Genomic DNA, 22,981 nt, shown 5'->3' on the forward strand with positions numbered 1-22,981 from the left:
TACTTGCTAGTGCGCCCACACGAGTTGCGGGTTGGTCTCCCACGGATAGACGTGAACCATCCAGCCGAACATTTGCGGGAAGAAGCGGCCGCCAGCGGCGTCGCAGGCTTCCTTGGTCGCGATCGAGCCGTTAGGACCGAACTTCGTCCAATCCGCGGTCTTCATGTCGGTGCCGCGCGCCGGGACGCACAGATTGATATGCCGATGCCATCGCGCGACGCTCAGCGGCACGCGCTCATTGAGCTGATCGATGCTGGCGCCCTTGTGGTCGGTGTACATCGCGCCGATCAGCTTGTAACCACCGTCCGGCGTGCGCTGGTACAGCAGCGACGTCGGCTCGGTCGGATTGAAGGTGAAGGCGGCTTTGAGGCCGTACCAGTTCTTGGTGAAGTGTACGACCTTCTGTTGCTTGAACTCAGGATGAAACGGCTTGAAGCCGTAGGCTTCGGCGACGTGATAGTCCTTGTACTTCGCGAGCGCATGCTGAAGATCGGTCACCAGGACGGCTGCGCGCGCTTTGTCGGCATCGTTGCCGGGCCGCAGGTCCGTGTACGCCATGTGCAACGACATATTTTTCATGTTGCCGCCTATGTGCACGTCGTGATCCATCGCCTCGTCGTCCAACATCGACTCCATCTCGCCCTCTTTCATGTTCGAGGAGTCGGACGCCTCGCCACCGGACATCTCCGACATATCATGTCCGCTCATGTCCATCCCCTTCATATCCTGAACGAAGGCAGGCAACAAAACAGCAAGCGCCGCCGCGAGCATCGCGGCGATTTTCACAGCAGAGATTCGAGCCAGCATGGCCTGTTTTCCCTGCCTCAGAGTGTAAGCTCTGGAAGGTTGGTAGCCAATGATCGAGTGATTACGCCGGATCGGGGAAAACCGAGGTGGTGCGGTCGGATAATGTCTTGTATGTTGGCCGGGGAGAGAACGCGATGAAGACCTGGAAGCATATTTCGGTGAGTCCGATCGCCGGGGCCTTGGGCGCCGAGGTTGGCGGGGTACATCTCGGGGAACTCGGTGATGACGTGTTCAACGAGGTGCGGGCTGCGTTCGTCGAGCATCAGGTGCTGTTTTTTCGCGACCAGGAGATTACGCGCGACCAGCACAAGGCGTTCGGGCGCCGCTTCGGCACGCTCCACATTCATCCTTACCTGCAGCCGCTCAAGGACCAAGGGCATCCGGAGTTCGTCGTGTTGCAAAGTGACGAGAATCATCCGTACCTCGCGGAAGCCTGGCACAGCGACGTAACTTTTGCGGACGAGCCGCCTTTAGGCTCGGTGTTGAAGTGCGTGATAGCGCCGGAGTTTGGCGGTGACACGATGTGGGCCAGCATGTACGCGGCCTACGACGCGTTATCCGACAAGATGCAGCGGATGCTCTCGGACCTGGTCGCGATTCACGATACCGCGCGGACCTTCTCACGCACCGGCTACAAGACCGACCACCTCGGCGGTACGCCTTCGCCGCAAGTGCTATCGGCGGAGCATCCTGTGATTCGTACTCATCCCGAGAGCGGCCGCAAGGGATTGTTCGTCAACACGACCTTCACCGCTTCGATCAAGGGAATGAAGCCTGCCGAGAGCGCAGCGCTGCTAGGCTTCCTTTACAGGCATATCGAGACGCCGGATTTCAGTTGCCGCTTCCGATGGCGTCCTAACTCAGTTGCGATGTGGGACAACCGCTGCACGCAGCATCGAGTAGTCGCGGACAACCGCACCGCTGATCGCCGGATGGAGCGTATAACGATCAACGGCGACAAGCCGTTCTAGCGCTTACTTATCAGCTCGCCTTCGCCGCTCGGCTTGTCGCAAGCATCGGCTGATCGTTTCTTCTGAGCCCAAATAGCGAGGTGGCCAGGCAAGCGCCAATCAATATCGACATCCCACCAGGACCAGCGAAGAAGTATTCCCAGCCGACTGCGCTCAATAAGATCTCTGCTACCAGGATAGTTACGATAAGGGGTACTGCTTGCCGAGGATCTGTCCTACTCAGATTGCTTAGCTGCCAGATCAGCACAGCGAAGACTGCGAAGGTTACAGTTATCGATAACTCGTAGCCTCGATAGAAGTCCCAGTGGCTGCGGCTCGCTCCCATGATCTGGAAGTGAAACGTCTGCATCGGGCCGAACACGGCTTCTCCGCCTGGGCGGCGGCTCGGCGGGTCCCAGCTGGCTATAGTATGAAGGACGGTGCCGATGGCCTGTAGGACTGCGCCGACTCTCAACCAAATCCACGCTTTCATGGCGTAACCTCCATCATAAGACTTCAGCTCACAGCGGTGGCGGGACGACCGCTTCTTTCCATCCCGGCTGCGATGATAGCGCGCTGTACCATCGGTTGATTTCCGTGTACTTCGCGACCGGGTATTGCGCAACCTGCGACACCGCCATCCACGCGCCGACGGAATAGTCGGCAATAGTGAGATCGTTGCCGGTCAGCCATTTCCGGCCTTTGAGGTATCCGTCGAGCACTCCGCCGAATCGATGGAACTCATTCTGACCGCGCGCGATTTCGGCCGGATCAGGCTCGCCACCGCCGAAGATTCGCTTGAGAAGATTTTCCTTGATCAAGATGCTGCATCCGTTCGGCGCCCAATGCGCGATCTCCCACGACATCCAGCGGAGCACGTCAGCCTGGCGCTTCGCATCTGACGGCCACAAGCCGCACTCCGGTTCCTTTGCGGCCAGGTACTGGAGGATTGCGTTCGACTCCCACAGCACGAAGCCCTCGTCCTCGAGCACAGGCATCAGCTTGTTGGGATTGAGGGCGGCATACTCCGGCGTGGTGTGATCGCCTCTTGCGAAATCGAGCACGCGAATCTCGCAGTCAAGCCCGAGATTGTTCTTGAGCGCGACGACTTTGATCGCGCGCGGCGACGGTGGCGCTACGTGCAGTTTCATAGTCATCTCTCCTATATGAGTTGTGCGTTTTCGCTTGTCAGGCCGCGGCCGCCGCTATAGCGGTGAATCGCTCCAATATAATGCCCCAGCCGTCGCTGTAGCCCTGGCCCTGCTTCTGCATGATCGGCCCCGCTTCCCATCCGCGATGCTCGACTTCGACGCGCGTGCCGGTACCGTCAGGCGCGAATTTAACTTCGACTTCCGTCTGCGCTTCCCACTCGGGAGCCTTCCACGTGAACGCGACGACATGCGGCGGCCGAAAAGCGGTGATGCGCCCAACTTCGAATTCAGTGCCGTCGGTAAATCGCTCGAAGAACCTGCCGCCGACACGGCCTTCAATAAAAATGTCCTTGGCCTTTTCGCCGCCGAACGAAAACCCCTCTTTTAGCGGCCACCATTTACCGATTTCCTGGGTGAAGACCCGGAACACGACTTCCGGCGAGCGCTCCACTCGAATCGCTTTTCGAATCGTCATCGCTTTTCCTCCACGTAGTGTTTGAACGCGTTCAGGGTGGTATCCCAGAACGCGCCTACTTCTTCCAATTTCCTGATCAATTCCTGAACCGCGAGTTGTCCGCGCGGCGCAAGCTCGTAGATTCGCTCGCGCCCTACTTTCTTCGCGCGGATAAGACCGGCCCGCCCCAGCATCCGCGTGTGCTTGCAGATCGCCGGCCGACTGATCGCGAAGCCTAGCGCAAGCTCTCCTGCCCGGCACGGCTTGTACGCAAGGCGCCGCAGCAATTCCCTGCGAGTGGAATCGGCGAGTGCCCCAATGGTCGCGTCTATCGGCATCCTGAGAATATGTAACCTAACGGTTACGCATTTGTCAAGACGTAGCCACCGACGACCGCTGTCTGCTAGGTTCGCGGCATCACTCCGATGGCAAACCAGAAGGTTATCGTGGTCGGCGCAGGTATGGCCGGGCTGGCGGCGGCGTATCGGCTACGACAGGCGGGAGTTGACGTGACGGTGCTCGAATCGAGCGACCATGTCGGCGGCAGACTCGTCACCGATTCGCGCGACGGTTACCTGATCGAGCGGGGCGCGCAGCTAATCACGAGCACCTATCGCAACGCGCTCGGCCTGGTGAAGGAGTTGGGGCTCGAAGCGGAACTGAGGCCGACCAGCCCGTGGATGGCGATCGTCAAGAACGGACGGCCGCGGCGCATGCCGTCGGGCGCGATGTTCCCGATTTACGTGCTCACGACGGGACTGGTCAGCCTGCCCGACCTCGCGCGTTTCATCTGGCATACGACGAAGCTGAAGTGGCCGCCGGTCGACAACTACGCGGCGTGGGCGGAGTACGACGACGAGGACACGGCGCGATGGTGTGCGCCGCGCCTCGGCCATGCCACCGACTACCTGGTCGAACCGCTGGTCGCGGGCGGGTTGCTGCAGACGATGGAGGAAACCTCGCGCGCGGCTACGCTTGCGACGCTCGCGCTCACTGACAATGGCCGCAGCAAGGAGATGACGCTCAGCCGCGGGATGGGCTCGTTGCCGGAAACGCTCGCGTCGAAGGTAACCGTCAAGCTGGAGTCGCCGGTGCAAGCTGTCGAGGTCCGCGACGACGGCGCCGTCGTGCAGCTATCGGGCGAGCAATTGCGCGCCGACCATGTCGTGCTTGCGGCGACCGCCCCGATCGCGTCGCGGCTCTATCGCGGCGGCGACGAGATCGAACGCAGGCTGATGGCGACCGAGTACGCACCCACGGTCAAAATTGGTCTCGCCACCAGCCGCCATTGGCGAAATGAACCCGCGCTGAAAAACGTGTGGGGCTTCATGATCCCGCGCCCCGACCGCCAGCTCGTCGCCTCGGCCACGCTCGAATCGGCCAAGGACATTGCACGCGTGCCGGACGGCGAGATGCTGAACCTGTTCGTCAAGTCCGAAGCGGCAGGCGCAATGATGGATCTGTCGGATGATGAGATTGTCGCGAAAGTGCTGCCGGATATCGAGCGATTTTTTCCGGGCGCCACGGCGACCAAACGCTTCGCGCAAGTCGTGCGATGGCCCCATGCGCTGCCCAAATCACCGGTCGGACGCAGCCGCGACCTCGCGGAATACAGGAAGTCGCGACCGCCGTCGCGACGCGTGCTACTGGCCGGCGACTACATGGGACTGCTGCATTTTGAGTCGGCAATCGAGACGGGAATATGGGCGGCGGATCAGATAATCCAGCAACCTAACCCCTGACCCCCTCCCGCGCGAGAAGTGGGACCGGATAAAAGAGAAATCGGAGATCACATGTTGTCGACAATCGCCTTCCCGAACTCCGAGCACTTCAGCAGTTTCGCGCCGGTCATCAGGCGCTCAAAGTCGTAGGTCACCTCTTTCTTGCCGATGGTCTTCTCGAGGCCGCGTATGATTCCGTCGGCAACTTCCTGCCATCCCATGTGCTCGAACATCAGCACGCCTGACAGGATAACCGAGCCCGGATTCACCTTGTCCTGATTGGCGTACTTGGGCGCGGTGCCATGGGTCGCCTCGAAGATCGCGTGACCGGTGAGGTAGTTAATATTGGCTCCAGGAGCGATTCCGATGCCGCCGACCTGCGCCGCCAGCGCGTCGGACAGAAAGTCGCCGTTCAAGTTCATTGTGGCGACGACGTCGAATTCATCGGGGCGCGTCAGCACCTGCTGGAGTGTGATGTCGGCGATCGCATCCTTGACCAGCATTTGGCCGGCGGGCGGCTTGCCGTTGCAATCGTCCCATCCTACCGCCCTGCCCTTGTATTCGCGGCGGACGAGTTCGTAGCCCCAATCGCGGAACGCGCCCTCCGTGTACTTCATAATGTTGCCCTTATGGACGAAGGTCACACTCTTGCGCTTGTGGCTAATCGCGTAGTCGAGCGCGGCGCGAATCAGGCGCTCGGAGCCCTCGCGCGAAATGGGCTTGATGCCGATTCCCGACGTGTTGGGGAAGCGGATTTTCTTGACGCCCATTTCGTCCTGCAAAAATTTGATGAGCTTCTTCGCCTCGGGCGATTCCGCGGGCCATTCGATTCCCGCGTAGATGTCTTCGGTGTTCTCGCGGAAGATTACGACGTCGAGCTTCTCCGGGTGCTTGACCGGGCTCGGCACGCCGGCGAAGTAGCGCACGGGCCGCAGGCATACGTAGAGGTCGAGCATCTGGCGCAATGCGACGTTGAGCGAGCTGATTCCGCCGCCGATCGGCGTCGTCAGTGGCCCCTTTATGCCCACCAGGAATTCACGAAACGCCTCGACGGTCTCGTCGGGCAGCCACGTCTTCCAATTCTTGAACGACTTGTCACCCGCGAATACTTCCATCCACGCGATTTGCCGCTTGCCGCCGTAAATTTTCTTGACCGCGTTGTCGAAGACGTACTGCGACGCGCGCCAGATGTCGGGGCCGGTGCCGTCGCCTTCGATGAACGGAATGATCGGGCGGTCGGGAACTTTCAGTGTGTGATTGGCGCCAAGAGTAATCTTCTCGCCGTTGCTGGGAACCTTGATGTGCTCGTATGCCATCGGTGTCGCAGTTCGCCTCGTGTTTGAGTGATAGAGCGCAGACGCAACGCGCGTTTCACGGCGTCCCGCAGCACTCAGAGTATGCGGGTATCATATAGCAAAGGATTCGTGATGCCAGTATCGACGATCGGCGCGGCAGTCAGAGTTGTTTGACTCTTTCGGCGCGTCGGTCGCGGAGCCGCTTGGGAAAGTCGGCGGGCAGCCTCGGAGCGCTGGCGAAATACTCTCTCCAGGAGCGCAGACGCACGCGACTGATCTTTTCGAACTTCGCGGTTTCACGTTTAGGCATCGTCTGATATTTAGCATAACAGTTCGACTATCAACGAGACCGCAGATCTGACGACGCGCCGCGCGGAGCAGCCGATGGATTTTACCTACACGCCGGAACAGGAAAAATTTCGCGCCGAAATTGCGGGATGGCTCGAAAAGAACTCCGCCGAAGCCTTCGGGCGCAAGGGCGAAGGTCTCGGCGGCTCGACCGCCAGCCTGCTCGACGTGCGCGACGACGGCCGCTGGGCTCAACTGCTCGATTACCATCGCCGGCTTTACAAGGCGGGCTACGTCGCGCTCCACTGGCCCAAGGAATGGGGGGGCGGCGGCGCAAGCATGATCGAGCAGGCAATCTACCAGGACGAAGTACTGCGCCTCGGCCTGCCGCTCTACGGCGCAAATCAGCTCGCGATCGATCGAATCGGCCCGACCATCATGCACCTCGGCACCGAGCAGCAGAAAAAGCGCTACCTGCTCAAGATGCTCACCGGCGAGGAAATCTGGTGCCAGGGTTATTCCGAACCGGGCGCCGGCTCCGACCTGGCTGGCCTGCAAACGCGCGCGGTGCTCGACGGCGACACCTTCGTAATCAACGGGCAGAAAGTGTGGACGAGTTTGGCGCATCGCGCGGACTGGCAGGTGCTGCTGGTGCGTACCGACCCCTCAGCCCCCAAGCACAAGGGGATTTCGTACCTGCTCGTCGATATGCACAGCCCCGGAATCACGGTGCGGCCGCTCGTTCAGATCACCGGCGACGCCGGATTCAACGAGGTCTTCTACGACAACGTCCGGGTGCCGAAGGAAAACCTGGTCGGCGAGCTGAATGCGGGATGGCAGGTGTCGATCGCGACGCTCATGTATGAGCGCGTTTCCGGCGGCACGCGGCATCCGGTGGAACGCACGATTGGCGAGCTGCTCGACCTCGCGAAGAAAGTGGATTTCCAGGGCGGGCCCGCGTGGGAACATCCGTACGTGCGGCAGAAGCTCGCGCAGTTCGCAGTCGAGGCACGATGCCTGCGGCTGTCGCGCTACCGCTCGCTATCAGCGCAGCTCAAGGGCAAGGTGCCCGGCGCGGAGAGTTCGTTCGGCAAACTGTTCGCCACCGAGCTGAACCTGCGAGTCGCGATGTTTGCCGACGAGATGTTGGGCGGGTTTGCCAACGTCGAAGGCGGCAGTCTCGGCGCGGTCGAAGGCGGCCGCTGGATGCATCGGACGCTTGCGGCGCGCGGGCTGACAATCGCGGCGGGCTCGAGCGAGATTCAGCACAACATCATCGGCGAGCGCGTGCTCAAACTGCCGAAGGGCTAGAATCGAAGACCGTCATCGTATGTGAAACCGCCGTGGGTTTCACACATCCTTGGGCCGGGATAACCCCTGCACCCACTGATAGGCGCGAAATGTCGAGGACAACCTTTCGCTCTCAGGTTCTGTCTCTGTGTCATTCTAGAGCGAAGCGAAGAATCCCGGATCTTCCCTAGCGCGCGGAATCGAGCAGCTTCTGCAGATTGCTCGTGTCGCCCCGCTCGCTGGCGGTCTCGCCCGCGCGATCGTAGAGCACGTTGCCCGCGGAATCGATCACCGCGATTGTCGGAATGTAACCGTGATAGTTAGCGTACGATCAAAGGGCGCTGTGCCCGCGACGGACTTCGCAGATCGACGACGACGAAACGAATCTTGTCCTTGTACTGCGGATAGAGCCGCACCAGGCGTTCGGCCTCGCGCGCGGTGTTCCAGCAGTTCGCAGTGCCGAAGAAGATGACAGTGGCTTGGTCGTTGGCGATCGAACCGTCGGAGAGATTTTTCCCCTCGATCGGAAAATTGTCACTCGAGTCGTCCGAAAAGGAAAGATCAGGCGCCAGCTTCAAGTCAGTGGCTGGCGGGCCGGTAACTTCGGCCGCGAGCACAACAGTGAAAATCAGCACGGCGGCAATCGAACTAAAGATTGCCAGCGCCCTGATGTTTGGTTTCATATCACATTAACCGATTCGCGGGGTTGTATGGTTCCGAGGATGTCGGATGCGAACCCAAAATAACAGTTCACAGAATTCGTCTTATGGGCCGTGCGGCGACGGCGCGGAAATCGTGTATTCGATAGTAGATTCGGCGCTCGGCCGCCTGCTGGTGGCAGGCACGCAGCGCGGGATCTGCTTCGCCGCGATGGGCGAAGCAGATCCCGCGCTGGTCGCCGAGCTGCGCGGCGACTATCCGCGCGCGACGATTCGGGTCGCCAACCCGAATCGACACGAAGATTCGCGCATCGGCCAATGGGCCGATGCGCTCGCCGACTACATTGCGGGCAGCTCGAAGATGCCCACCCCGCCGATGGATATACGCGGAACTCCGTTTCAGTTTGCGGTGTGGGAGCAACTTCTCGCGATCCCGGCGGGCGAGACGCGCTCGTATTCCGAAATCGCGCGGCGCATCGGCCGGCCGCGCGCCATCCGCGCCGTCGGCACAGCCAATGGCGCAAATCCAGTGTCGATTATTATTCCGTGTCATCGAGCAATCCGCGCATCGGGGCATCTTGGCGGCTATCGTTGGGGGTTGGAGCGCAAGCGGCTGCTGCTGGAGATGGAAGCGAGGGTCCAGCCCCTGCGGCTGAGTGAGGAAAATAGATGCGGACGAGGGGTGAAACCGCCCAGCGTGCACCGGAGCCCGAAGGTCCAAGTCCTTCCGGGTGGTGGATCCACGCACTGAAGGTTTAAAGCCTTCCGAGCCTGAACCCACGCACTGCGGAGCACGCTGGCCGTGAGTTTAACTACCACGGGAAATGTTGCTACCGAAAACGCGGACTCGGTGGGGTGAGGCGGTCTCTCGGCGCGTCCGGCAGTGCGCGTCAGATGCCCTGGATTGGAGAGGCCCAACGCGAGAATACTTTTTCGGAAATGTTCTCCAGCGGCGGCGTTAACTCGGCGGCTTGAGTAATCATTCGATCGGCCGGAATATTCTCGCGGACTAGTTCTTTCGCGAACGCCTCGGCCATTGCTGCAACACCCTCACGCGTCACCTCGAAATGAAACTGGAAGCCGTAGGCTTGGTCACCCATACGAAATGCCTGGCATGGAGTTTTTTCTGACGACGCCAGCGAGATCGCGCCGGGCGGCAAATCGAATATGTCGCCGTGCCAGTGAAACGGCGTCATCGTCGCGGGCAGTCCGCGCATCAGGCGATCATCCTTAGCCGAATCGTGCAGCCGGATCGGATGCCATCCGATTTCCTTGCCGTTGGGATTGCGATCGACCTTCGCTCCTAGTGCGGCTGCGAGGATCTGCGCGCCGAGGCATACGCCTAGCACTGGCAGATTCAGTTTCATCGCGTCTTCGATCAGGCGCATCTCGTCGCGCAGCCACGGATAGCGGTCGGTTTGATAGACGCCCATCGGGCCGCCCATCACGATCAGACCGCCGGCGCCCTTCATGTTTGCGGGCACAGGTTGGCCGTCGGCGACGCGCACGTATTGCCATGCGAGCGCGGCACCTTCGAGCGCGTCGGCGATGGTGCCGAGATTCTCGACCGGGTGATGCTGCAAAACGTAAATCTTCGCCATAATCGCTACAGCAAAGTGCCGTGCCGGATGCGGCCGAGATGCGTGTAGGCGCGCTGCGTGGCGACGCGGCCGCGCGACGTGCGCGCCAGGAAGCCTTCCTGCAGCAGGTAGGGTTCGTAAACTTCCTCGATGGTGTCCGATTCCTCGCCGACTGCGGCGGCAAGGCTTTCTACACCTACCGGGCCGCCGTCGAACTTGTCGATTATCGCGCCGAGAATCGCGCGGTCCATCTTGTCGAAGCCTGCCGTGTCGATTTCGAGCAGCTCGAGAGCGCCGAGCGCGATTTCGCGCGTGACGACCGGCGCTTCGTTGACTTGCGCGAAGTCGCGGACGCGCCGCAGCAGGCGGTTGGCGATTCGCGGCGTTCCGCGCGAGCGCGACGCTATTTCAGTGGCTCCTTCCTCATTGATTGCCACCTTAAGCAAATCGGCTGAGCGGCGGACGATCTCGCCCAGTTCGTTGTGATCGTAAAAGTCGAGATGGAAATGCTGGCCGAAACGATCGCGCAGCGGTGAGCTGAGCAGGCCCGACCGCGTGGTCGCGCCGACTAGCGTGAACGGATTGACCGACAGCTTCATCGTGCGCGCGCCCATCCCCTCGCCCACTACAATATGAAACTCGAAGTCTTCCATCGCGGAGTAGAGCCGCTCCTCGATGGGGCGCTGCAAGCGATGAATCTCGTCGATGAAGAGCACGTCGTGTGCTTCAAGGTTGTTGACGATTGCGGCGAGGTCGGCGGCGCGCTCGATAGCGGGACCGGAGGTGACGTGGACGTTGACGCCGAGCTCGCGTGCGATGATGTGCGCGAGCGAGGTCTTGCCGAGGCCGGGAGGGCCAGCGAACAGCACGTGATCGAGCACCTCGGCGCGGCCGCGGGCGGCGGTTATCGACATGCCGAGAATTTTCTTGGTGCGCTCCTGTCCGATGAATTCGGCCAGCGCGCGCGGGCGCAAGGCGAGATCGAGGCGGCGATCGTCCTCACGGCCGACGCGCGACGCGATTCGCGCTTCGGCAGCGGGCGCGGCGGCGCCGGCGTTTTCGCTGGACTTACTTTTCGCCAAGCAGCACCGCCAAGGATTTGCGAATTATGACTTCTGGATTCTGCGCGGCGCCGGCGTCGGCGGCGATGACCGCGTCAACTGTGCGCTTCGCCTCAACGGGTTTCATGCCAAGATTCACGAGCGCGGAAACTGCCTCGTCCGCGGGGCCGGCCGGTCGTCCGTTGCCGTCGGGTGCCGGGCGCAGATTGCCGTTGGCAGCGCTGGTTGACGGCGCAGCCATCCTGAGATCGATGACTTTGTCACGCAGTTCGCGTACAACCCGCTCCGCGACCTTGGGACCGACGCCGGGTACCGCATCGATTCGCTCGACGTCGCCCTTGCCGATTGCGGCGACCAGTTCTTCGGGCGCGAGGACCGAGAGGATTGCGAGCGCGAGTTTCGGACCGACATGCTGCACGCTCATCAGCAGGTCGAAGGCGCGCCTCTCGGTGGCGCTCGAGAACCCGTAGAGCGTCAGCGCATCCTCGCGCACGACTTGCCGGATTTCGAGCGCGACGCGGTCGCCGAGCTGCGGCAATCGGTAGTAGGTGCTCAGCGGGATCAGCACTTCGTAGCCGATGCCGCCCGTCTCGACGACGATGCGGCCTGCGTCGCGAACGACCAGCGCGCCTGACAGCGTCGCGATCATTGCGGCACCATCCGAGGCTTGCTTCGGCGCGTCGCGGGCGGACGAATGCGCTCGATCGCCTCGACGAGGTTGGGGATGCGGCCGCGGCCGAGGTGGCAGAGCGCAATCGCTAGCGCGTCTGCCGCGTCGTCGGCGAGCTCGAGCGCCGGGTCGAGTTTCAGCGTCTTGCGCACCATGTATTTCACCTGCGCCTTGTCGGCGTGTCCGTGGCCGGCCACGCAGAGCTTAACTTCGTTGGGCGGATATTCGAACATCGCCAAGCCGCGCTCGGCCGCCGCTAGCATAGCCATCGCGCGCGCCTCGCCGAGGCGAAATGCGCTCTGCACGTTGGCGGCGACGAAGTGGCGTTCGAGGCTGAGCGCGCCGGGAGAGAACTCGTCGATGATGGCGAGAATATTTTCGTGGATGCGGCGCAGCCGCATCGGTCCCGGCGCGAGCGAGGCGCATCGTATCGTGCCCGCGGTCACGTAGCGCTGGCCTCCGTCCGGGCCCTCGACGACGCCGTAACCGCATACCGCACTCCCGGGATCCACCCCGAGTATCCGCATACCCCACCTCCGCGGCAGCCCCCGCGCGGCGCTAGGCCGCCGAGAACTGCGCCATCTCTTCGTCGCTGATGTCGAAGTTGGCGGCGACGTTCTGCACGTCGTCGTGATCTTCGAGTTCTTCCATCAGCTTGAGCACCTGCGCGGCCGCATGGCCGGAAACCGCGACCGTATTTTCGGGAATCCGCGCTTGTTCCGAATGCGCGATCGCGATGCCGGCTTTTTCCAGCGCGTCGCGCACCGCGTTCAATTTGTCGGGTGAAGTGAGCACCTGGAACGTATCGCCGTCGCTGGTGACGTCGTCCGCGCCGGCGTCGAGCGCGAGTTCGAGCAGCTTGTCCTCGTCGATGGCGGATTTTTCAATGCCAATCACGCCGCGCTTTTTGAACATCCAGCCGACGCATCCGACTTCGCCGAGATTTCCGCCGTGCCGGGAGAAGACGAAGCGCAGTTCGGCGACGGTGCGATTGCGATTGTCTGACAGCACGTCGACCATTATCGCGACGCCGCCGGGGCCGTAGCCTTCGTAAGTGATTTCCTCGAGCGACGCGCCGGCGATTTCGCCGGTACCCTTCTTGATCGCGCGATCGATGTTGTCATTGGGCATCGATTGCTTCTTGGCGACCGTCACCGCCGTGCGGAGGCGCGGATTGGAATTGATGTCGCCGCCGCCGAGCCGCGCCGCAATCGTGATTTCCTTGATCATCTTGGTAAAGACGCGCCCGCGCTTGGAATCGGTGATCGCCTTCTTATGCTTGATCGAACTCCATTTCGAATGACCAGACATGGCAAGTACCTTCCGCGGGACGGCCTTGGCGGGCGAGTCCCGAGCGGTTTCGAGATTATCATAAAGATTCGCCGAAGGGGGAATGGGTAAAAGCGATCGCGCGTCCCGAGCGAGAGTAAAACAACTTGGACTCATAATGGTCGGCTTCTGTTATCATGCTGGAGCAATGTTCAGGGTGAGAGTTCCGACTTTAGGCCTGGTTGCCGCGTTGAGTGCCGCTGGATGCCTTTATCCGCCTACTACGCAGCCGCCGCCTGACGAACAGCAACAAGTGGTGATTCCGCTGCCGTACGATCTCGCGTGGGACGCCGTGAACGCGGTGGTCGCCGAGAATTCGTTCCACGTGCAGGCGCAGGACATGACCAACGGAATCATCGAAGCGGCGGGGCCGCGCTTCACGCTGCATGACGCCGATTGCGGGAAGATAAAGAGCGTGGCAGGCGCGTACACGGCCGAGCCGGAGGCGAACTCGTCGTCGGTGTACAACTTCCTGGTGCGGCCGCGCGGCCCGGAGGCGACCCTCGTCGAGGTGCGCGCGACGTTCAACTCGTCGGTGAAGGTCCCGTTGCATCCCGCGACCGATGTCGATTGCGTATCCCACGGAATCCAGGAGTCGAATCTGCTGCGCCAGGTCTTGGTCGAGGCCAGGAAGACTCATCGCCCTGAGTTCGCCAAGCCCAACGCTTCGCCGCAGCAGGCGGCGTCTTCGGCGAGCACACAGCTGGCTGCGCCGGTGACGGTGCAGACTCAAGCCAGGCAGCCTCCCTCCTCGATCGACAGAACTGAATCGCCGTCCGGCATGCCGGGTTCGACGCACGGATTTTCGATTGGCGGTAATTTGAATCTGCCGGCGCCTCCGCAGCAGCAGTAGTCCAAGATAGCCGAAAAGGCCGATTTATACCATATGTTGTGGTTCGAAAGTCGCTCCCCTACCAAGGGTAGCTTCGTTCCGTCAAAAACATTTTTTCGTTTCGTCAGCAGGAGTCGCTCGATTTCGGGCAGGACAGGCGAGCGCGCGGGATCTTGAGGGATTGTCCATACCTTAGTGTAGCGCAGAAAGTCGGCTTTGGTCAGGCTGAAAAGTTCATCCGTTGGTGAGACCGGAGCTCCGAGTGCAGGAGCAGGCTTGACATTTTTTTCGTCCGGGATGAAACCGGGGCATCACCGCCGCGCTTCGGAGGACAGCAATGAAAGGTCGCGTCGCGTTCATCCCCTCTGCACACAAAATTGAATTCCACGAATACGACGTTCCCGCGCCCGCCGCCGGCGCGCTGGTTGCGGCGGTCACGCAGACCAACGTATGCGGTTCCGAAGTGCATATGTGGAAGGGCGAGTTCGGGCGGCGCGGCGTGATGCCGGGGCACGAGATGAGCGGGCGCATCGAGGCGCTCGGCGCGGGCGTGCGCGCGGATTGGGCGGGGGTTCCGGTCAAGGAAGGCGATCGAATCGCGCCGGTTTACTACACGGTCTGCAATCGATGCATCAACTGTGTCAGCGGGAATCACGCGGCGTGCACGGCCAAGGTGCTTGGCGCGCGGCATCCCGACGAGCCGCCGCATTTCACAGCCACGTTCGCCACTCACTACATCGTAAAACCCGATCAGCATTTTTATCGCATTCCAGACAACGTGCCCGACCTGGTCGCGTCGTCGGCGAATTGTGCGATGTCGCAAGTGTTCTGGAGTCTCGATCGCGCGCGGCTCGCATACGGTGAGACGATCGTGGTGCTCGGCGCCGGAGGCCTTGGGCTGCATGCGATGGCGATTGCGAAGGCCCGCGGCGCACGCGTGATCGCGGTCGACGGCGTGGACTTGCGGCTGCGCGAGGCGCGCCGATTCGGCGCCGACGAGACGGTCGACATGCGCGAGTACACCGACGCCGAGGCTCGCGACAAGCGGGTGCGCGCGCTATGCGCCGGATGGCCCGACGTGGTGCTCGAGGTGGCCGGCGTTGCCGAGGCATTTAGTGAAGCGCTCCGAATGGTCCGCGTCGGTGGCCGCGTTATCGAAGTCGGCAACATCTCGTCGGGCCTGACGGTCCAGCTGCCGCCGTCAGTGATCACATTCAAATCGCTGGAAATAATCGGCGTAGCAACCTATCCGCCGCACTACCTAAAAAAGTCGCTCGACTTCCTGGCCGCAAACATCGACCGCCTACCCTATCGCGAAATGTGCGACGCAACGTTTCCCCTTTCGCGCGCAGCGGAGGCGCTCGATAAAAGCGAACGTCGAGAAGTCACGCGCGCGGGATTGCTGCCGGCGCGCGACTAGACGTTAGAGGAGAACGGACAATGAGTGCTGAATCCATCGAAGATCACAATTCGCGCCCAATCAGGCCCGCGAAACTCTCGCATGCAGTGCTGCGCACCGCCCGTCTCAAGGAAATGGTCGAATGGTACAAGACAGTGCTCAACGCCGAGGTCTTGTACCAGAACGAGATTATGGCGTTCATGACCTACGATGAGGAGCACCACCGGATCGCCTTGGCGGCCTTTCCGGGTACGGTCGAGAAGCCAAAGGGGAGCGCGGGCCTCGACCATCTCGCTTTTTTCTTTTCAACGGTTAGCGATTGGATCGCTACGTATGAGCGTCTTAAGGCGGCTGGAATCACACCGCGGGTCTCCATCCATCACGGCCTGACATTGTCGCTGTATTACCGCGATCCCGACGACAATGGCGTCGAGTTGTCGATCGACAACGTCGAAAAGTCCGAGTGGCACAATTGGATGCGCAACCATCTGGAAGACAATCCCATCGGCTTGCCGTTGGACCCTGACGATCTCGCCCGCAAGTACCACGCGGGAGTGCCCGAGGCGGAGATCAGGCGCTTAGATCCATCATCCGGACAAATCGACCCGGAAGTCTTGCGACGAATGATCGAGTAAAAAGTTTCGCGTTTCCTTAACCATGAATCAGCTTTTGGTTTCCACTTCGCTCGAGACTAGCGGCTAAGCGCCGGCGCGGTCGGGGATTAGGGCGTCGGAGGGGACGATTTCCTGATCGGGCGTGTCGGGGAGTTTCCAATACAGGTGGAGGTACGAGCCGCCGGCTATGTTGCGCTCGCCGACCTCGATGCGATGCGGGCCTTCGGTCAGGTGGATAGTGCCGGAGTCGTGACTCTTGTTCACCATACCCGGGTCTCGAATCAACGGCGTGCCGTCAACCGTGACCCATCCTGAATCGTCGACGTCGATCGAAAACTCGTAGTCGCCCGCCTTTGGCGCGATCAATTGGCCGCGCCAGATATCGCATGATGGAAACGGCATCGCGCCCATCTCGGAAATCTGGTTGAAGTCCAGTTGCGGGTCGACGCGGACAATGTGCGGCGCGCTCTCGCCGCAGTCTCCCACGTAGTACCTGCCCAGCAATCCCTGGTGCCCGCTCTGCACGAACGATTGCATGACGCGCTGATTCATCGAGAGCAGGAACAGCGCGGCGATTCCCAGCGCTGTGGCGATTTGCGTAAGGCGGCGCGACGCGCCGGTTCCCCACAGCCCGAGCGATTCCGACAAATCAAAGGCGCCGAAGATCCAGAACACCGCGAGCGGCCAGAGCCGGAACGGGCCGGGCAGTCCGATTAGTTTGCCGAGGTTGAAGGCTACAGAGTCGCGAACGATCATGCCGCCGCCGAAGAAGGCGTCGCGATTGGTGGCGAAATCGCCGCGCATAAATTGCTGCAGCGCGAAGTCGCGCACCGGGTTGTCATATTCATAGGGGAAATGCGGATTGGTCGCGGTCGCCATCAGCATGATAGCGGCCGACAGGGCGCCGATCGCGCCCAGCAGCCAGTTGAACGCGGCGGGCAGGAAGGCGAGCGCGAGCACCATGAACGGCACCGACGCGACGATTTGCCGCGGGCCGGTCGCGGTGCCGCCGCCCCACGATACGATCGATTCGCCGTACGCGGCGTTGAACAGTATCAGCACCACGAACGAATAGACCGTGACGATAAATTCGGCCCGCCATTTTTTCAATCGCGCGAAATAACCGACGCCGACGATCGACAACAGCAGTACCGGGTTGCAGAAAAACAATCCGCGCTGCGGATCGAGCAGCACGTTCCAGAGAATTCGCATCTTCGGATAGGTCAGGCCGACGAAGCCGACCGCTTGCTCCGGGAATTGACGATTCTCGGTGGGCTCGAGCTTGAACGCCTGGTAGCTGAAGAAGAATGGATTGCCAAACGCGCCCCAGTTGTAGGCGAGCATGACTACTGCGACTGTTATCGCGGCGCCGGCGGAAAACGACGCCAGATGCCCCCAGTCGCGCAGTTTGAACAGCGCGTAGACTCCGATCGCGGCGGCGACCAGGAAGACCGGGTAATCGTTGAGCACCGCCCATCCCGCCAGGAAGCCGGCGGCCAACGCGCGCGTCGAGGACGGGCGAGTATCGAACGTCGCGAGCAGGTAGAACGCGCTGAAGACGCATACCGCGGCGACCGGCTCGCCGGTGAGTTCGGTCGCGTACGGAAACGCGATCGTCGCAAGGCCGAGAATCAGCGCCACTCCCGCCGCGCGGCCGTCCAACGCGCCGAAGAATCGCGCGAAGCGAAACATGACGACGCACATCGCGGAGATGAGCAGGCCGGTCGTGAACACGGTCGTCAGGTAAGTTACGAACGCCCAGTAGAGCGGCTCGTGCGCCGCATTCATCGGCAGCAGCGCGATGCGAAAAACCATCCACGGGATCAGCGCGGTGTAGGAGGTGCCGGGCGCCTTGACGGAATAAATGTGGCCGTGGAACGTGATGATGTCGGCGGTGTTGAAGCCGCAAAAATCGTTGATCCACAGCGCACCCTTTTCGACCATCGAGCGCATCAGGTCGAAGCGGCACGCGATGCTCTGGTCGGCGCCCTGGTAAAAGTAGGCGTAGGTGATGAACGGGATCAGGAAGATCGCCGCTTCGATTTGCCGGCGGCGATCCTCAGGCGCGATCGCGCGGCTGGAGTTCGCCACGCCCCGTCTCATCGTTTGTTCGGGCGCCCCGATATGGCGTCGCGGAGTGCATTGAAGACGCGGAAGTCGTCGTCGCCGTAAATGCGCCAACCCGCCCATGCGATGGCAGCCAGCGCCGCGAACGTGACCACCAGCGAGATCGGCGAGCCGATCGGTGCCGGGGCAGACTGTTGCCGAATCGCGTTCAGGTCGTAGGTGGGAGTCGCGTTGGGGGGCGGCGCGTCAATCGCAATGAGCGACGCATTTCTGAAAAACGCCTTGCCGGTGTTGAGGCTGCCAAATCCTCCCACTCGCAGCGCCACGTCGATGTCCGCGCCCTGTCCGCTGACCTTGAGGTACAGCGTCACGCGTTGCCAGTCGGTGGTGCCGTGGATGTCGGCCGACATGATGCCGTCTTCCATGACCGAAATCGACGCGCCGGATTCCTTGGCGCCGACGTTTTCGGTGCGGACATCGGCGCTGAGCTGATACCATCCCGGCGCTACCGTCAGCGGTTGCATCCAGCGCCCGTCGTTGGCCTGCAGGTTGTCCACTTCCGTCTCGCTGGGCTTGTCGGCATACGAATGCCAATGGGTCTGGAATGCGTCGGGACTGTTGATCCAAGACTCAGTGCGCCACGAATCCGGCTGATCCTCGGAGCCTTTGGCGAAGTCGCCGTTGAGCAGAAGGTTTTTCTGATCGGCGGCGGCGACGCGGCGCGGCGCGGATACGGCGGCAAGCGTTGCGCACAGAAAAACTGCGAACGGCAGAATCGCGCGGCGGCGCGGATGCCGAAACCGGTGCGCGATCATATCCAGTTGCGGATCCCGCCCGATTGCAGCCACATCCGCGCGTAGTAGCCGGGGCGGCTGATTGGCATGCCGACCCAGATCGGGAAGTAGTACACGAACAGAATCAGCGCCGCGACTACGAACACGCTGGCGACGTAGCGGCCCGCGTACGAAGTCCTCAGCAGCAGCGCGCCGTACGCGCCGACCACCGCGATGAACGTGAGCCATGCCCAGGTCGGCGGCAGACCGAGAAAGAACACCGGCGTCATCGTCAGCAATAGCGCGAGATGCTCCCACGGCTCGGCGCGTTCCTTGAAACATTCGGCAAGCAAGATCGCTAGCGCCAGGTATCCGAAATAAACCGACGCCATGTAGTGGTAGAGGAACAGCGTGCGGCCGATCCAGGCCCAGATTAACAGGTAGCTGAGATAGCCGACGACGAGGAACGAGCGGGTCAGGCTCGGGCGCTCTATCGCCTGCACCGCGGTGATCGTGATCGCGGTCAGCGCGCCCCACCATAGTAGCGGATTTCCGCCGCCCCAGACTGTCTGCACGTCGCCGGTCTTGGGAAAGTTCTGCCAGTACGCGATCGGGCGCAGCATCAGCGGCCAGCTCCACCATCGCGACGAGTACGGATGCGTGGCCGACGCGACACTCTTCTCGTACCAGACGACGTCGCTGTAGTACTTGAACAGATCGGAGATGCCGCCCCACCATCCGAGCCAGTAATGCGGGAAGAAAACCGCCAGGTACGTGATCGAAGCAACGGATCCAACGAGCACGACTGCGCCCACGCTCATCGGCTCGAGAAGGTTGGCCAGCGATGGAATCGGCAACTGCGGCGACGTCGGCGATGAACGGCTGCGCCAGAAAATCTCCGCAACGCGAATTGCCAGAACTGCGAGAACGGTCAGCAGAATGTATCCGCCTGTTGCGCCGCTCAGGAACAGAATCAATCCGGCGACAATACAGATGAGCGCAATGAAGATGACCGAAGTCTGATCGAAGAGGTCGACTGCGATCGGAACCGGCGTGGGCGCTTTAGTCTTCTTCGTCTTTGATTCGCTCGGCGCCTTTGACTCGACCGGCGGCGCGGACGGTTCGGCATCGGGCCGATCCCTCGCGATCACATAGACGACAAACCCCACCACCAGCAAGAAGGTGATTGCCGGGATGTACAGTTTGCTGGCCAGGCACAGGCCCAATGCCAGGCCGATCCACGGCAGGATGCGCCGGCGCGCTTTTGCATCGGGCGCCTCTGCGAATTTGAAAAAGAGCAGGTACGCGACTGCCGCGCAGGTCAGATAGACGATGTCGATCACAGCGTAGTGCGAATCGACCAGGTACATCCCGTCGCAAAGAATGATCGCGCCCGCGATCGCACCGACCAACCGCGAGCCTGTCATCCGGCGCCCGAGCAGGTACGTGATCCCCACCAGCGCGGTGCCGATCGTCGCGTTGCCGACCCGCCATCCAAACGGACGATCGCCAAATATAAGAATGCCCAGTGCGATTACGAGCTTGGCCAGCGGAGGATGTGGATCGAGGAACGACTCCCGGTGCAAATAATGACGTCCCTGCGCGACGAAGTGGACCTCATCGAAAACAATCTCCGCAGGATGCCCCAGATGCCAGAAGCGCGTGATCGCGGCGCCGATCAGCAGCGCGGCGATGATGATCGTGTCGGTGGCGATCCACTGGGGCGCGAATGCCGGCTCTTCGACGTAGTCCTCGACTTGCCTGGGCTTCGCAAATTTCGCGAAGAATTCACCAACGGCGCCGGTCTCCGCGCTGCCGTCCTGCAGCCGCGCCGCGCCGTAGTAAACGGCCAACCCCAACGCAATTACGTTGAGCGCCGAGGTCGCCATCGCAAGCGTGTCGCGCGAGTCAAGGAACACCACCGTGTTGAGCGTGTGCAGAATGTAGGCGAGGTTGATCAAGCAAGTGATCGAGATGATTACGAAGACTGCAAGCATCTCGGGCGCTTCTAGAGCCAACGGCACGGCGAGCGCGACTGCCGGGTACATGTAGCGCTCGTGCATCCTCGGAGCCATCATGAAGAATCCGAAAATCGCGATGAACGAGGCGAACAGCAGGCGCGTCGGCGTGCGGCCGCGCCAGAGGATCCACGCGACGAATGCGTAGAGCGGCGCCAACAGGCTCATGCCGAGCGCGAAGAATGAGATTCCGGCGAGCGTGTTCGAGTCCTGTTGGCGCAGTCCGCCGAGCAGCGCCATCAGGTTGAAGGCGTTGACCGAGGTCTCGTGGTAATACGCCGCGGTGGACGTGTAGAGCTTGATAATCCAATCCCACTCATGTCCGATTTGAAACGGCGCGATGCCGATCACGGCGACCGCGATCAACGCGATTCCCGACCTGATCCACGTCGCGAAATCGGTCTCGAGCATCGTCCACACTCCCAGCACCGGAAGCATCATCAAGCCCTGCGGCTTGACCAACACTGCGATCGCGGCGAGCCCCCACGCGATTTCATACTGCTCGCCGAGAATCGCCACGATGCTGAGCAGTGTGACAAACGCCATCACCGAATCGCTCTGACCCCAGACGACGGTGTCGTACAGCAACCCCGGATTCAGCGCGACCATCAGCATCGCGATAAACGCGATCAGGGGCCGGCTTCGGCGCCGCATCAACGCGTATATCAGGAGCGCGAGCGCGAAGTCGGCCACGATCGCCGGACTCTCCATTATGACGCGGTAAGAGTCTCCCGTCGCGCCGACGCTGTGCGCGATAGTCCCGACCACCCAGAGCGCGTACAGGTAACCCGGCGGATAGTCGATGAAGAATCCCTGATCATAGGAATGCGCGGGACCGAAAGTCGCGATTTGACTGCCCCACGCCTCGTAGTCGCCGACGTCGGTGGGGAAGCCCGGAAAGTACGGCATCAACGCGAGCTTCACTGCGGCTAACGCGGCGAGCACCAGCAACGCGGCAATTAGACCCGAGTCGCGGTCATCGAAGAGGGGGCGGAGGTAGCTGGCAAAGGCATAGCCGATGGTCGCGAACAGAATCGCTCCGGCGATGAATCCCGGTAATTTTCCGCTGGTCGTTTCGGGCGCCGACGCGGCCGCGATCGAAAATATCGCCAGGGCGGCTACCCCCCACTGCGAGAATAATGCCCGCGCAATCCACCGCCGAGGCCTGTCCCCCGCGACCTTCAGACGCTCGCTCATCCTGCTATTGCCCACATCGCGCGCCGCTAAAAGATAGCGGTTATCGGGCCCGCGATGAACAGCCGCGCAAGTCGGCTGGCGACGGCGCTCGCGCTCAGTCTATTATGCGGGATTGCCGCAAAGGAGAACGCCTCGATGCGACTGATCCATACCGTCTATGAGCCCGCCGGCGAAGGACCTCATCCGACGCTGATCGCGATGCACGGGTTCGGCGCCAACGCGCTCGATCTTCTCGGTCTCGCGCCGTACATCGCCGACGGCCGCTTCATGCTGATTTGTCCGCAGGGTCCGATGGAGGTACCGATCGGCCCGACGCGCGGCTACGCATGGTTTCCGATTCGGATGGGTGCCTCGCCCGATCGCGGCGCAATCGACGACGCCAACAAGATGGTGACCGAGTTTCTCAATGAGGCCCTGAAGAAATATCCCGTCGATCGAAAAAAAATGGTGGTGCTGGGCTTCAGCCAGGGCGGCATGATGGCGTATCGGCTCGCCATACGTAATCCGTCGAAGTTCGCGGCGCTGGTGGCGCTCTCGACGTTCTTTCCGCCCGACTTGAAGGATGAGGTCAACGACCCCGCCGCGCTTGAAGCGCTGCCGGCGCTCGTGCAGCACGGCCGCGCCGACGAGATGATCGAGATCACACGCGCGCGAGCGTCGGCGGAATCGCTGCGCGCCTTGAAGGTGCCGCTGACGTATCGCGAGTACGATTGCGGTCACGAGATAACCGCCGAAGGCCTGCAGGACCTGTCTAACTTCCTTTCGGAGAAAGTACTCGACCCCATCGTGAAGCCATAACTCGATCCCCTCTCCCTGCAAGGGAGAG

At 61.6% G+C, this 22,981-nt stretch carries 23 protein-coding genes; 8 read left to right on the plus strand and 15 right to left on the minus strand.

Annotation, left to right across the window (positions count from 1 at the left end; all coding sequences use genetic code 11):
- Positions 1-6 precede the first annotated feature (6 nt).
- Complete coding sequence (locus VJX68_RS06960) at positions 7-807, minus strand: hypothetical protein (protein WP_324094947.1); 801 nt, start codon at positions 805-807, stop codon at positions 7-9.
- Positions 808-941: 134 nt separating this feature from the next.
- Here VJX68_RS06960 and VJX68_RS06965 point away from each other — a divergent pair, with 134 nt between their 5' ends.
- Positions 942-1,778, plus strand: coding sequence for a TauD/TfdA dioxygenase family protein (locus VJX68_RS06965; protein ID WP_324094948.1), 837 nt, complete (start codon positions 942-944; stop codon positions 1,776-1,778).
- Between the two features lie 10 nt (positions 1,779-1,788).
- Here VJX68_RS06965 and VJX68_RS06970 read toward each other — a convergent pair whose 3' ends face one another.
- Genes VJX68_RS06970 through VJX68_RS06985 form a run of 4 tightly spaced genes read right to left on the minus strand, consistent with a single transcriptional unit; the run spans position 1,789 to position 3,700 of the window.
- The gene (locus VJX68_RS06970) at positions 1,789-2,250 is read right to left on the minus strand and encodes an LIC_13387 family protein (RefSeq protein ID WP_324094949.1); all 462 of its coding nucleotides are present in this window, start codon (positions 2,248-2,250) and stop codon (positions 1,789-1,791) included.
- Positions 2,251-2,278: 28 nt separating this feature from the next.
- Positions 2,279-2,908 carry a glutathione S-transferase family protein gene (locus VJX68_RS06975; protein WP_324094950.1) on the minus strand — a complete coding sequence of 210 codons (630 nt, stop codon included), beginning with the start codon at positions 2,906-2,908 and terminating at the stop codon, positions 2,279-2,281.
- Positions 2,909-2,945: 37 nt separating this feature from the next.
- A complete protein-coding gene (locus tag VJX68_RS06980) occupies positions 2,946-3,383 on the minus strand; it encodes an SRPBCC domain-containing protein (RefSeq protein ID WP_324094951.1) in 438 nt (145 codons plus the stop codon).
- Complete coding sequence (locus VJX68_RS06985; RefSeq protein WP_324094952.1) at positions 3,380-3,700, minus strand: ArsR/SmtB family transcription factor; 321 nt, start codon at positions 3,698-3,700, stop codon at positions 3,380-3,382. The genes VJX68_RS06980 and VJX68_RS06985 overlap by 4 nt, the downstream gene beginning before the upstream one ends.
- A gap of 87 nt (positions 3,701-3,787) precedes the next feature.
- Here VJX68_RS06985 and VJX68_RS06990 point away from each other — a divergent pair, with 87 nt between their 5' ends.
- Positions 3,788-5,104 (plus strand): protoporphyrinogen/coproporphyrinogen oxidase, encoded by a 1,317-nt coding sequence (locus VJX68_RS06990; RefSeq protein ID WP_324094953.1) that lies wholly within the window; start codon positions 3,788-3,790, stop codon positions 5,102-5,104.
- 47 nt (positions 5,105-5,151) lie between these two features.
- Here the strand turns inward: VJX68_RS06990 and icd are convergent, their stop codons facing one another.
- The gene (icd, locus tag VJX68_RS06995) at positions 5,152-6,399 is read right to left on the minus strand and encodes an NADP-dependent isocitrate dehydrogenase (RefSeq protein WP_324094954.1); all 1,248 of its coding nucleotides are present in this window, start codon (positions 6,397-6,399) and stop codon (positions 5,152-5,154) included.
- 363 nt (positions 6,400-6,762) lie between these two features.
- On the opposite strand from icd, the gene VJX68_RS07000 reads away from it, so the two are divergent.
- Complete coding sequence (locus tag VJX68_RS07000) at positions 6,763-7,977, plus strand: acyl-CoA dehydrogenase family protein (protein ID WP_324094955.1); 1,215 nt, start codon at positions 6,763-6,765, stop codon at positions 7,975-7,977.
- 299 nt (positions 7,978-8,276) lie between these two features.
- Here the strand turns inward: VJX68_RS07000 and VJX68_RS07005 are convergent, their stop codons facing one another.
- Positions 8,277-8,639, minus strand: a complete 363-nt coding sequence (locus VJX68_RS07005; RefSeq protein ID WP_324094956.1) for a hypothetical protein — start codon at positions 8,637-8,639, stop codon at positions 8,277-8,279.
- 46 nt (positions 8,640-8,685) lie between these two features.
- Between VJX68_RS07005 and VJX68_RS07010 the strand changes: the two genes are divergently transcribed.
- On the plus strand, positions 8,686-9,366 hold the full coding sequence (locus VJX68_RS07010; RefSeq protein WP_324094957.1) for a methylated-DNA--[protein]-cysteine S-methyltransferase: 681 nt from the start codon (positions 8,686-8,688) through the stop codon (positions 9,364-9,366).
- Between the two features lie 139 nt (positions 9,367-9,505).
- Here the strand turns inward: VJX68_RS07010 and VJX68_RS07015 are convergent, their stop codons facing one another.
- The 5 genes from VJX68_RS07015 to VJX68_RS07035 are packed head-to-tail and all read right to left on the minus strand — an operon-like array spanning position 9,506 to position 13,237.
- Positions 9,506-10,216 (minus strand): type 1 glutamine amidotransferase, encoded by a 711-nt coding sequence (locus tag VJX68_RS07015; RefSeq protein ID WP_324094958.1) that lies wholly within the window; start codon positions 10,214-10,216, stop codon positions 9,506-9,508.
- A gap of 5 nt (positions 10,217-10,221) precedes the next feature.
- Positions 10,222-11,217, minus strand: coding sequence for a Holliday junction branch migration DNA helicase RuvB (gene ruvB, locus VJX68_RS07020; RefSeq protein WP_349255891.1), 996 nt, complete (start codon positions 11,215-11,217; stop codon positions 10,222-10,224).
- A gap of 46 nt (positions 11,218-11,263) precedes the next feature.
- Positions 11,264-11,905 (minus strand): Holliday junction branch migration protein RuvA, encoded by a 642-nt coding sequence (gene ruvA, locus VJX68_RS07025; protein WP_324094960.1) that lies wholly within the window; start codon positions 11,903-11,905, stop codon positions 11,264-11,266.
- Entirely contained in the window at positions 11,902-12,438 is a 537-nt protein-coding gene (ruvC, locus tag VJX68_RS07030) for a crossover junction endodeoxyribonuclease RuvC (RefSeq protein WP_324094961.1), read from the minus strand. Before ruvC ends, ruvA begins: the two co-directional genes overlap by 4 nt.
- A 46-nt stretch (positions 12,439-12,484) precedes the next feature.
- Positions 12,485-13,237 carry a YebC/PmpR family DNA-binding transcriptional regulator gene (locus VJX68_RS07035; RefSeq protein WP_324094962.1) on the minus strand — a complete coding sequence of 251 codons (753 nt, stop codon included), beginning with the start codon at positions 13,235-13,237 and terminating at the stop codon, positions 12,485-12,487.
- Between the two features lie 175 nt (positions 13,238-13,412).
- Between VJX68_RS07035 and VJX68_RS07040 the strand changes: the two genes are divergently transcribed.
- The 3 genes from VJX68_RS07040 (at position 13,413) to VJX68_RS07050 (ending at position 16,121) form a co-directional block, all read left to right on the plus strand.
- Positions 13,413-14,108: a hypothetical protein gene (locus VJX68_RS07040; RefSeq protein WP_324094963.1), complete on the plus strand. Its 696-nt coding sequence runs from the start codon at positions 13,413-13,415 to the stop codon at positions 14,106-14,108.
- A 316-nt stretch (positions 14,109-14,424) separates the two neighbouring features.
- A complete protein-coding gene (locus VJX68_RS07045; protein WP_324094964.1) occupies positions 14,425-15,507 on the plus strand; it encodes a zinc-binding dehydrogenase in 1,083 nt (360 codons plus the stop codon).
- A gap of 20 nt (positions 15,508-15,527) precedes the next feature.
- Positions 15,528-16,121 carry a VOC family protein gene (locus tag VJX68_RS07050; protein WP_324094965.1) on the plus strand — a complete coding sequence of 198 codons (594 nt, stop codon included), beginning with the start codon at positions 15,528-15,530 and terminating at the stop codon, positions 16,119-16,121.
- A gap of 63 nt (positions 16,122-16,184) precedes the next feature.
- On the opposite strand, the gene VJX68_RS07055 is transcribed toward VJX68_RS07050, so the two are convergent.
- From VJX68_RS07055 to VJX68_RS07065, 3 genes are read right to left on the minus strand one after another with little or no spacing between them, the layout of a single operon-like run.
- The gene (locus VJX68_RS07055; RefSeq protein ID WP_324094966.1) at positions 16,185-18,191 is read right to left on the minus strand and encodes a PA14 domain-containing protein; all 2,007 of its coding nucleotides are present in this window, start codon (positions 18,189-18,191) and stop codon (positions 16,185-16,187) included.
- An 8-nt stretch (positions 18,192-18,199) separates the two neighbouring features.
- Complete coding sequence (locus VJX68_RS07060) at positions 18,200-18,982, minus strand: hypothetical protein (RefSeq protein ID WP_324094967.1); 783 nt, start codon at positions 18,980-18,982, stop codon at positions 18,200-18,202.
- Positions 18,979-22,155, minus strand: a complete 3,177-nt coding sequence (locus tag VJX68_RS07065; RefSeq protein ID WP_324094968.1) for a phospholipid carrier-dependent glycosyltransferase — start codon at positions 22,153-22,155, stop codon at positions 18,979-18,981. Before VJX68_RS07065 ends, VJX68_RS07060 begins: the two co-directional genes overlap by 4 nt.
- 135 nt (positions 22,156-22,290) lie before the next feature.
- Between VJX68_RS07065 and VJX68_RS07070 the strand changes: the two genes are divergently transcribed.
- Entirely contained in the window at positions 22,291-22,953 is a 663-nt protein-coding gene (locus VJX68_RS07070; protein WP_324094969.1) for an alpha/beta hydrolase, read from the plus strand.
- Positions 22,954-22,981 lie beyond the last annotated feature (28 nt).

Origin of the sequence: Binatus sp. (SeqCode) (assembly GCF_035272065.1) — a bacterium.
In the GTDB taxonomy this organism is placed as follows: domain Bacteria; phylum Desulfobacterota; class Binatia; order Binatales; family Binataceae; genus Binatus.

Coding starts and splice junctions, on each gene's coding strand:
- VJX68_RS07005 (WP_324094956.1), bottom strand. CDS start 8,639: ATGAAACCAAACATCAGGGCGCTGGCAATCTTTAGTTCGATTGCCGCC.
- VJX68_RS07035 (WP_324094962.1), bottom strand. CDS start 13,237: ATGTCTGGTCATTCGAAATGGAGTTCGATCAAGCATAAGAAGGCGATC.
- VJX68_RS07060 (WP_324094967.1), bottom strand. CDS start 18,982: ATGATCGCGCACCGGTTTCGGCATCCGCGCCGCCGCGCGATTCTGCCG.
- VJX68_RS07065 (WP_324094968.1), bottom strand. CDS start 22,155: ATGAGCGAGCGTCTGAAGGTCGCGGGGGACAGGCCTCGGCGGTGGATT.
- VJX68_RS07050 (WP_324094965.1), top strand. CDS start 15,528: ATGAGTGCTGAATCCATCGAAGATCACAATTCGCGCCCAATCAGGCCC.
- VJX68_RS06970 (WP_324094949.1), bottom strand. CDS start 2,250: ATGAAAGCGTGGATTTGGTTGAGAGTCGGCGCAGTCCTACAGGCCATC.
- VJX68_RS06965 (WP_324094948.1), top strand. CDS start 942: ATGAAGACCTGGAAGCATATTTCGGTGAGTCCGATCGCCGGGGCCTTG.
- VJX68_RS06980 (WP_324094951.1), bottom strand. CDS start 3,383: ATGACGATTCGAAAAGCGATTCGAGTGGAGCGCTCGCCGGAAGTCGTG.
- VJX68_RS06975 (WP_324094950.1), bottom strand. CDS start 2,908: ATGAAACTGCACGTAGCGCCACCGTCGCCGCGCGCGATCAAAGTCGTC.
- VJX68_RS07010 (WP_324094957.1), top strand. CDS start 8,686: ATGCGAACCCAAAATAACAGTTCACAGAATTCGTCTTATGGGCCGTGC.
- VJX68_RS06960 (WP_324094947.1), bottom strand. CDS start 807: ATGCTGGCTCGAATCTCTGCTGTGAAAATCGCCGCGATGCTCGCGGCG.
- VJX68_RS07070 (WP_324094969.1), top strand. CDS start 22,291: ATGCGACTGATCCATACCGTCTATGAGCCCGCCGGCGAAGGACCTCAT.
- VJX68_RS07015 (WP_324094958.1), bottom strand. CDS start 10,216: ATGGCGAAGATTTACGTTTTGCAGCATCACCCGGTCGAGAATCTCGGC.
- VJX68_RS07000 (WP_324094955.1), top strand. CDS start 6,763: ATGGATTTTACCTACACGCCGGAACAGGAAAAATTTCGCGCCGAAATT.
- VJX68_RS06985 (WP_324094952.1), bottom strand. CDS start 3,700: ATGCCGATAGACGCGACCATTGGGGCACTCGCCGATTCCACTCGCAGG.
- ruvA (WP_324094960.1), bottom strand. CDS start 11,905: ATGATCGCGACGCTGTCAGGCGCGCTGGTCGTTCGCGACGCAGGCCGC.
- icd (WP_324094954.1), bottom strand. CDS start 6,399: ATGGCATACGAGCACATCAAGGTTCCCAGCAACGGCGAGAAGATTACT.
- VJX68_RS06990 (WP_324094953.1), top strand. CDS start 3,788: ATGGCAAACCAGAAGGTTATCGTGGTCGGCGCAGGTATGGCCGGGCTG.
- VJX68_RS07045 (WP_324094964.1), top strand. CDS start 14,425: ATGAAAGGTCGCGTCGCGTTCATCCCCTCTGCACACAAAATTGAATTC.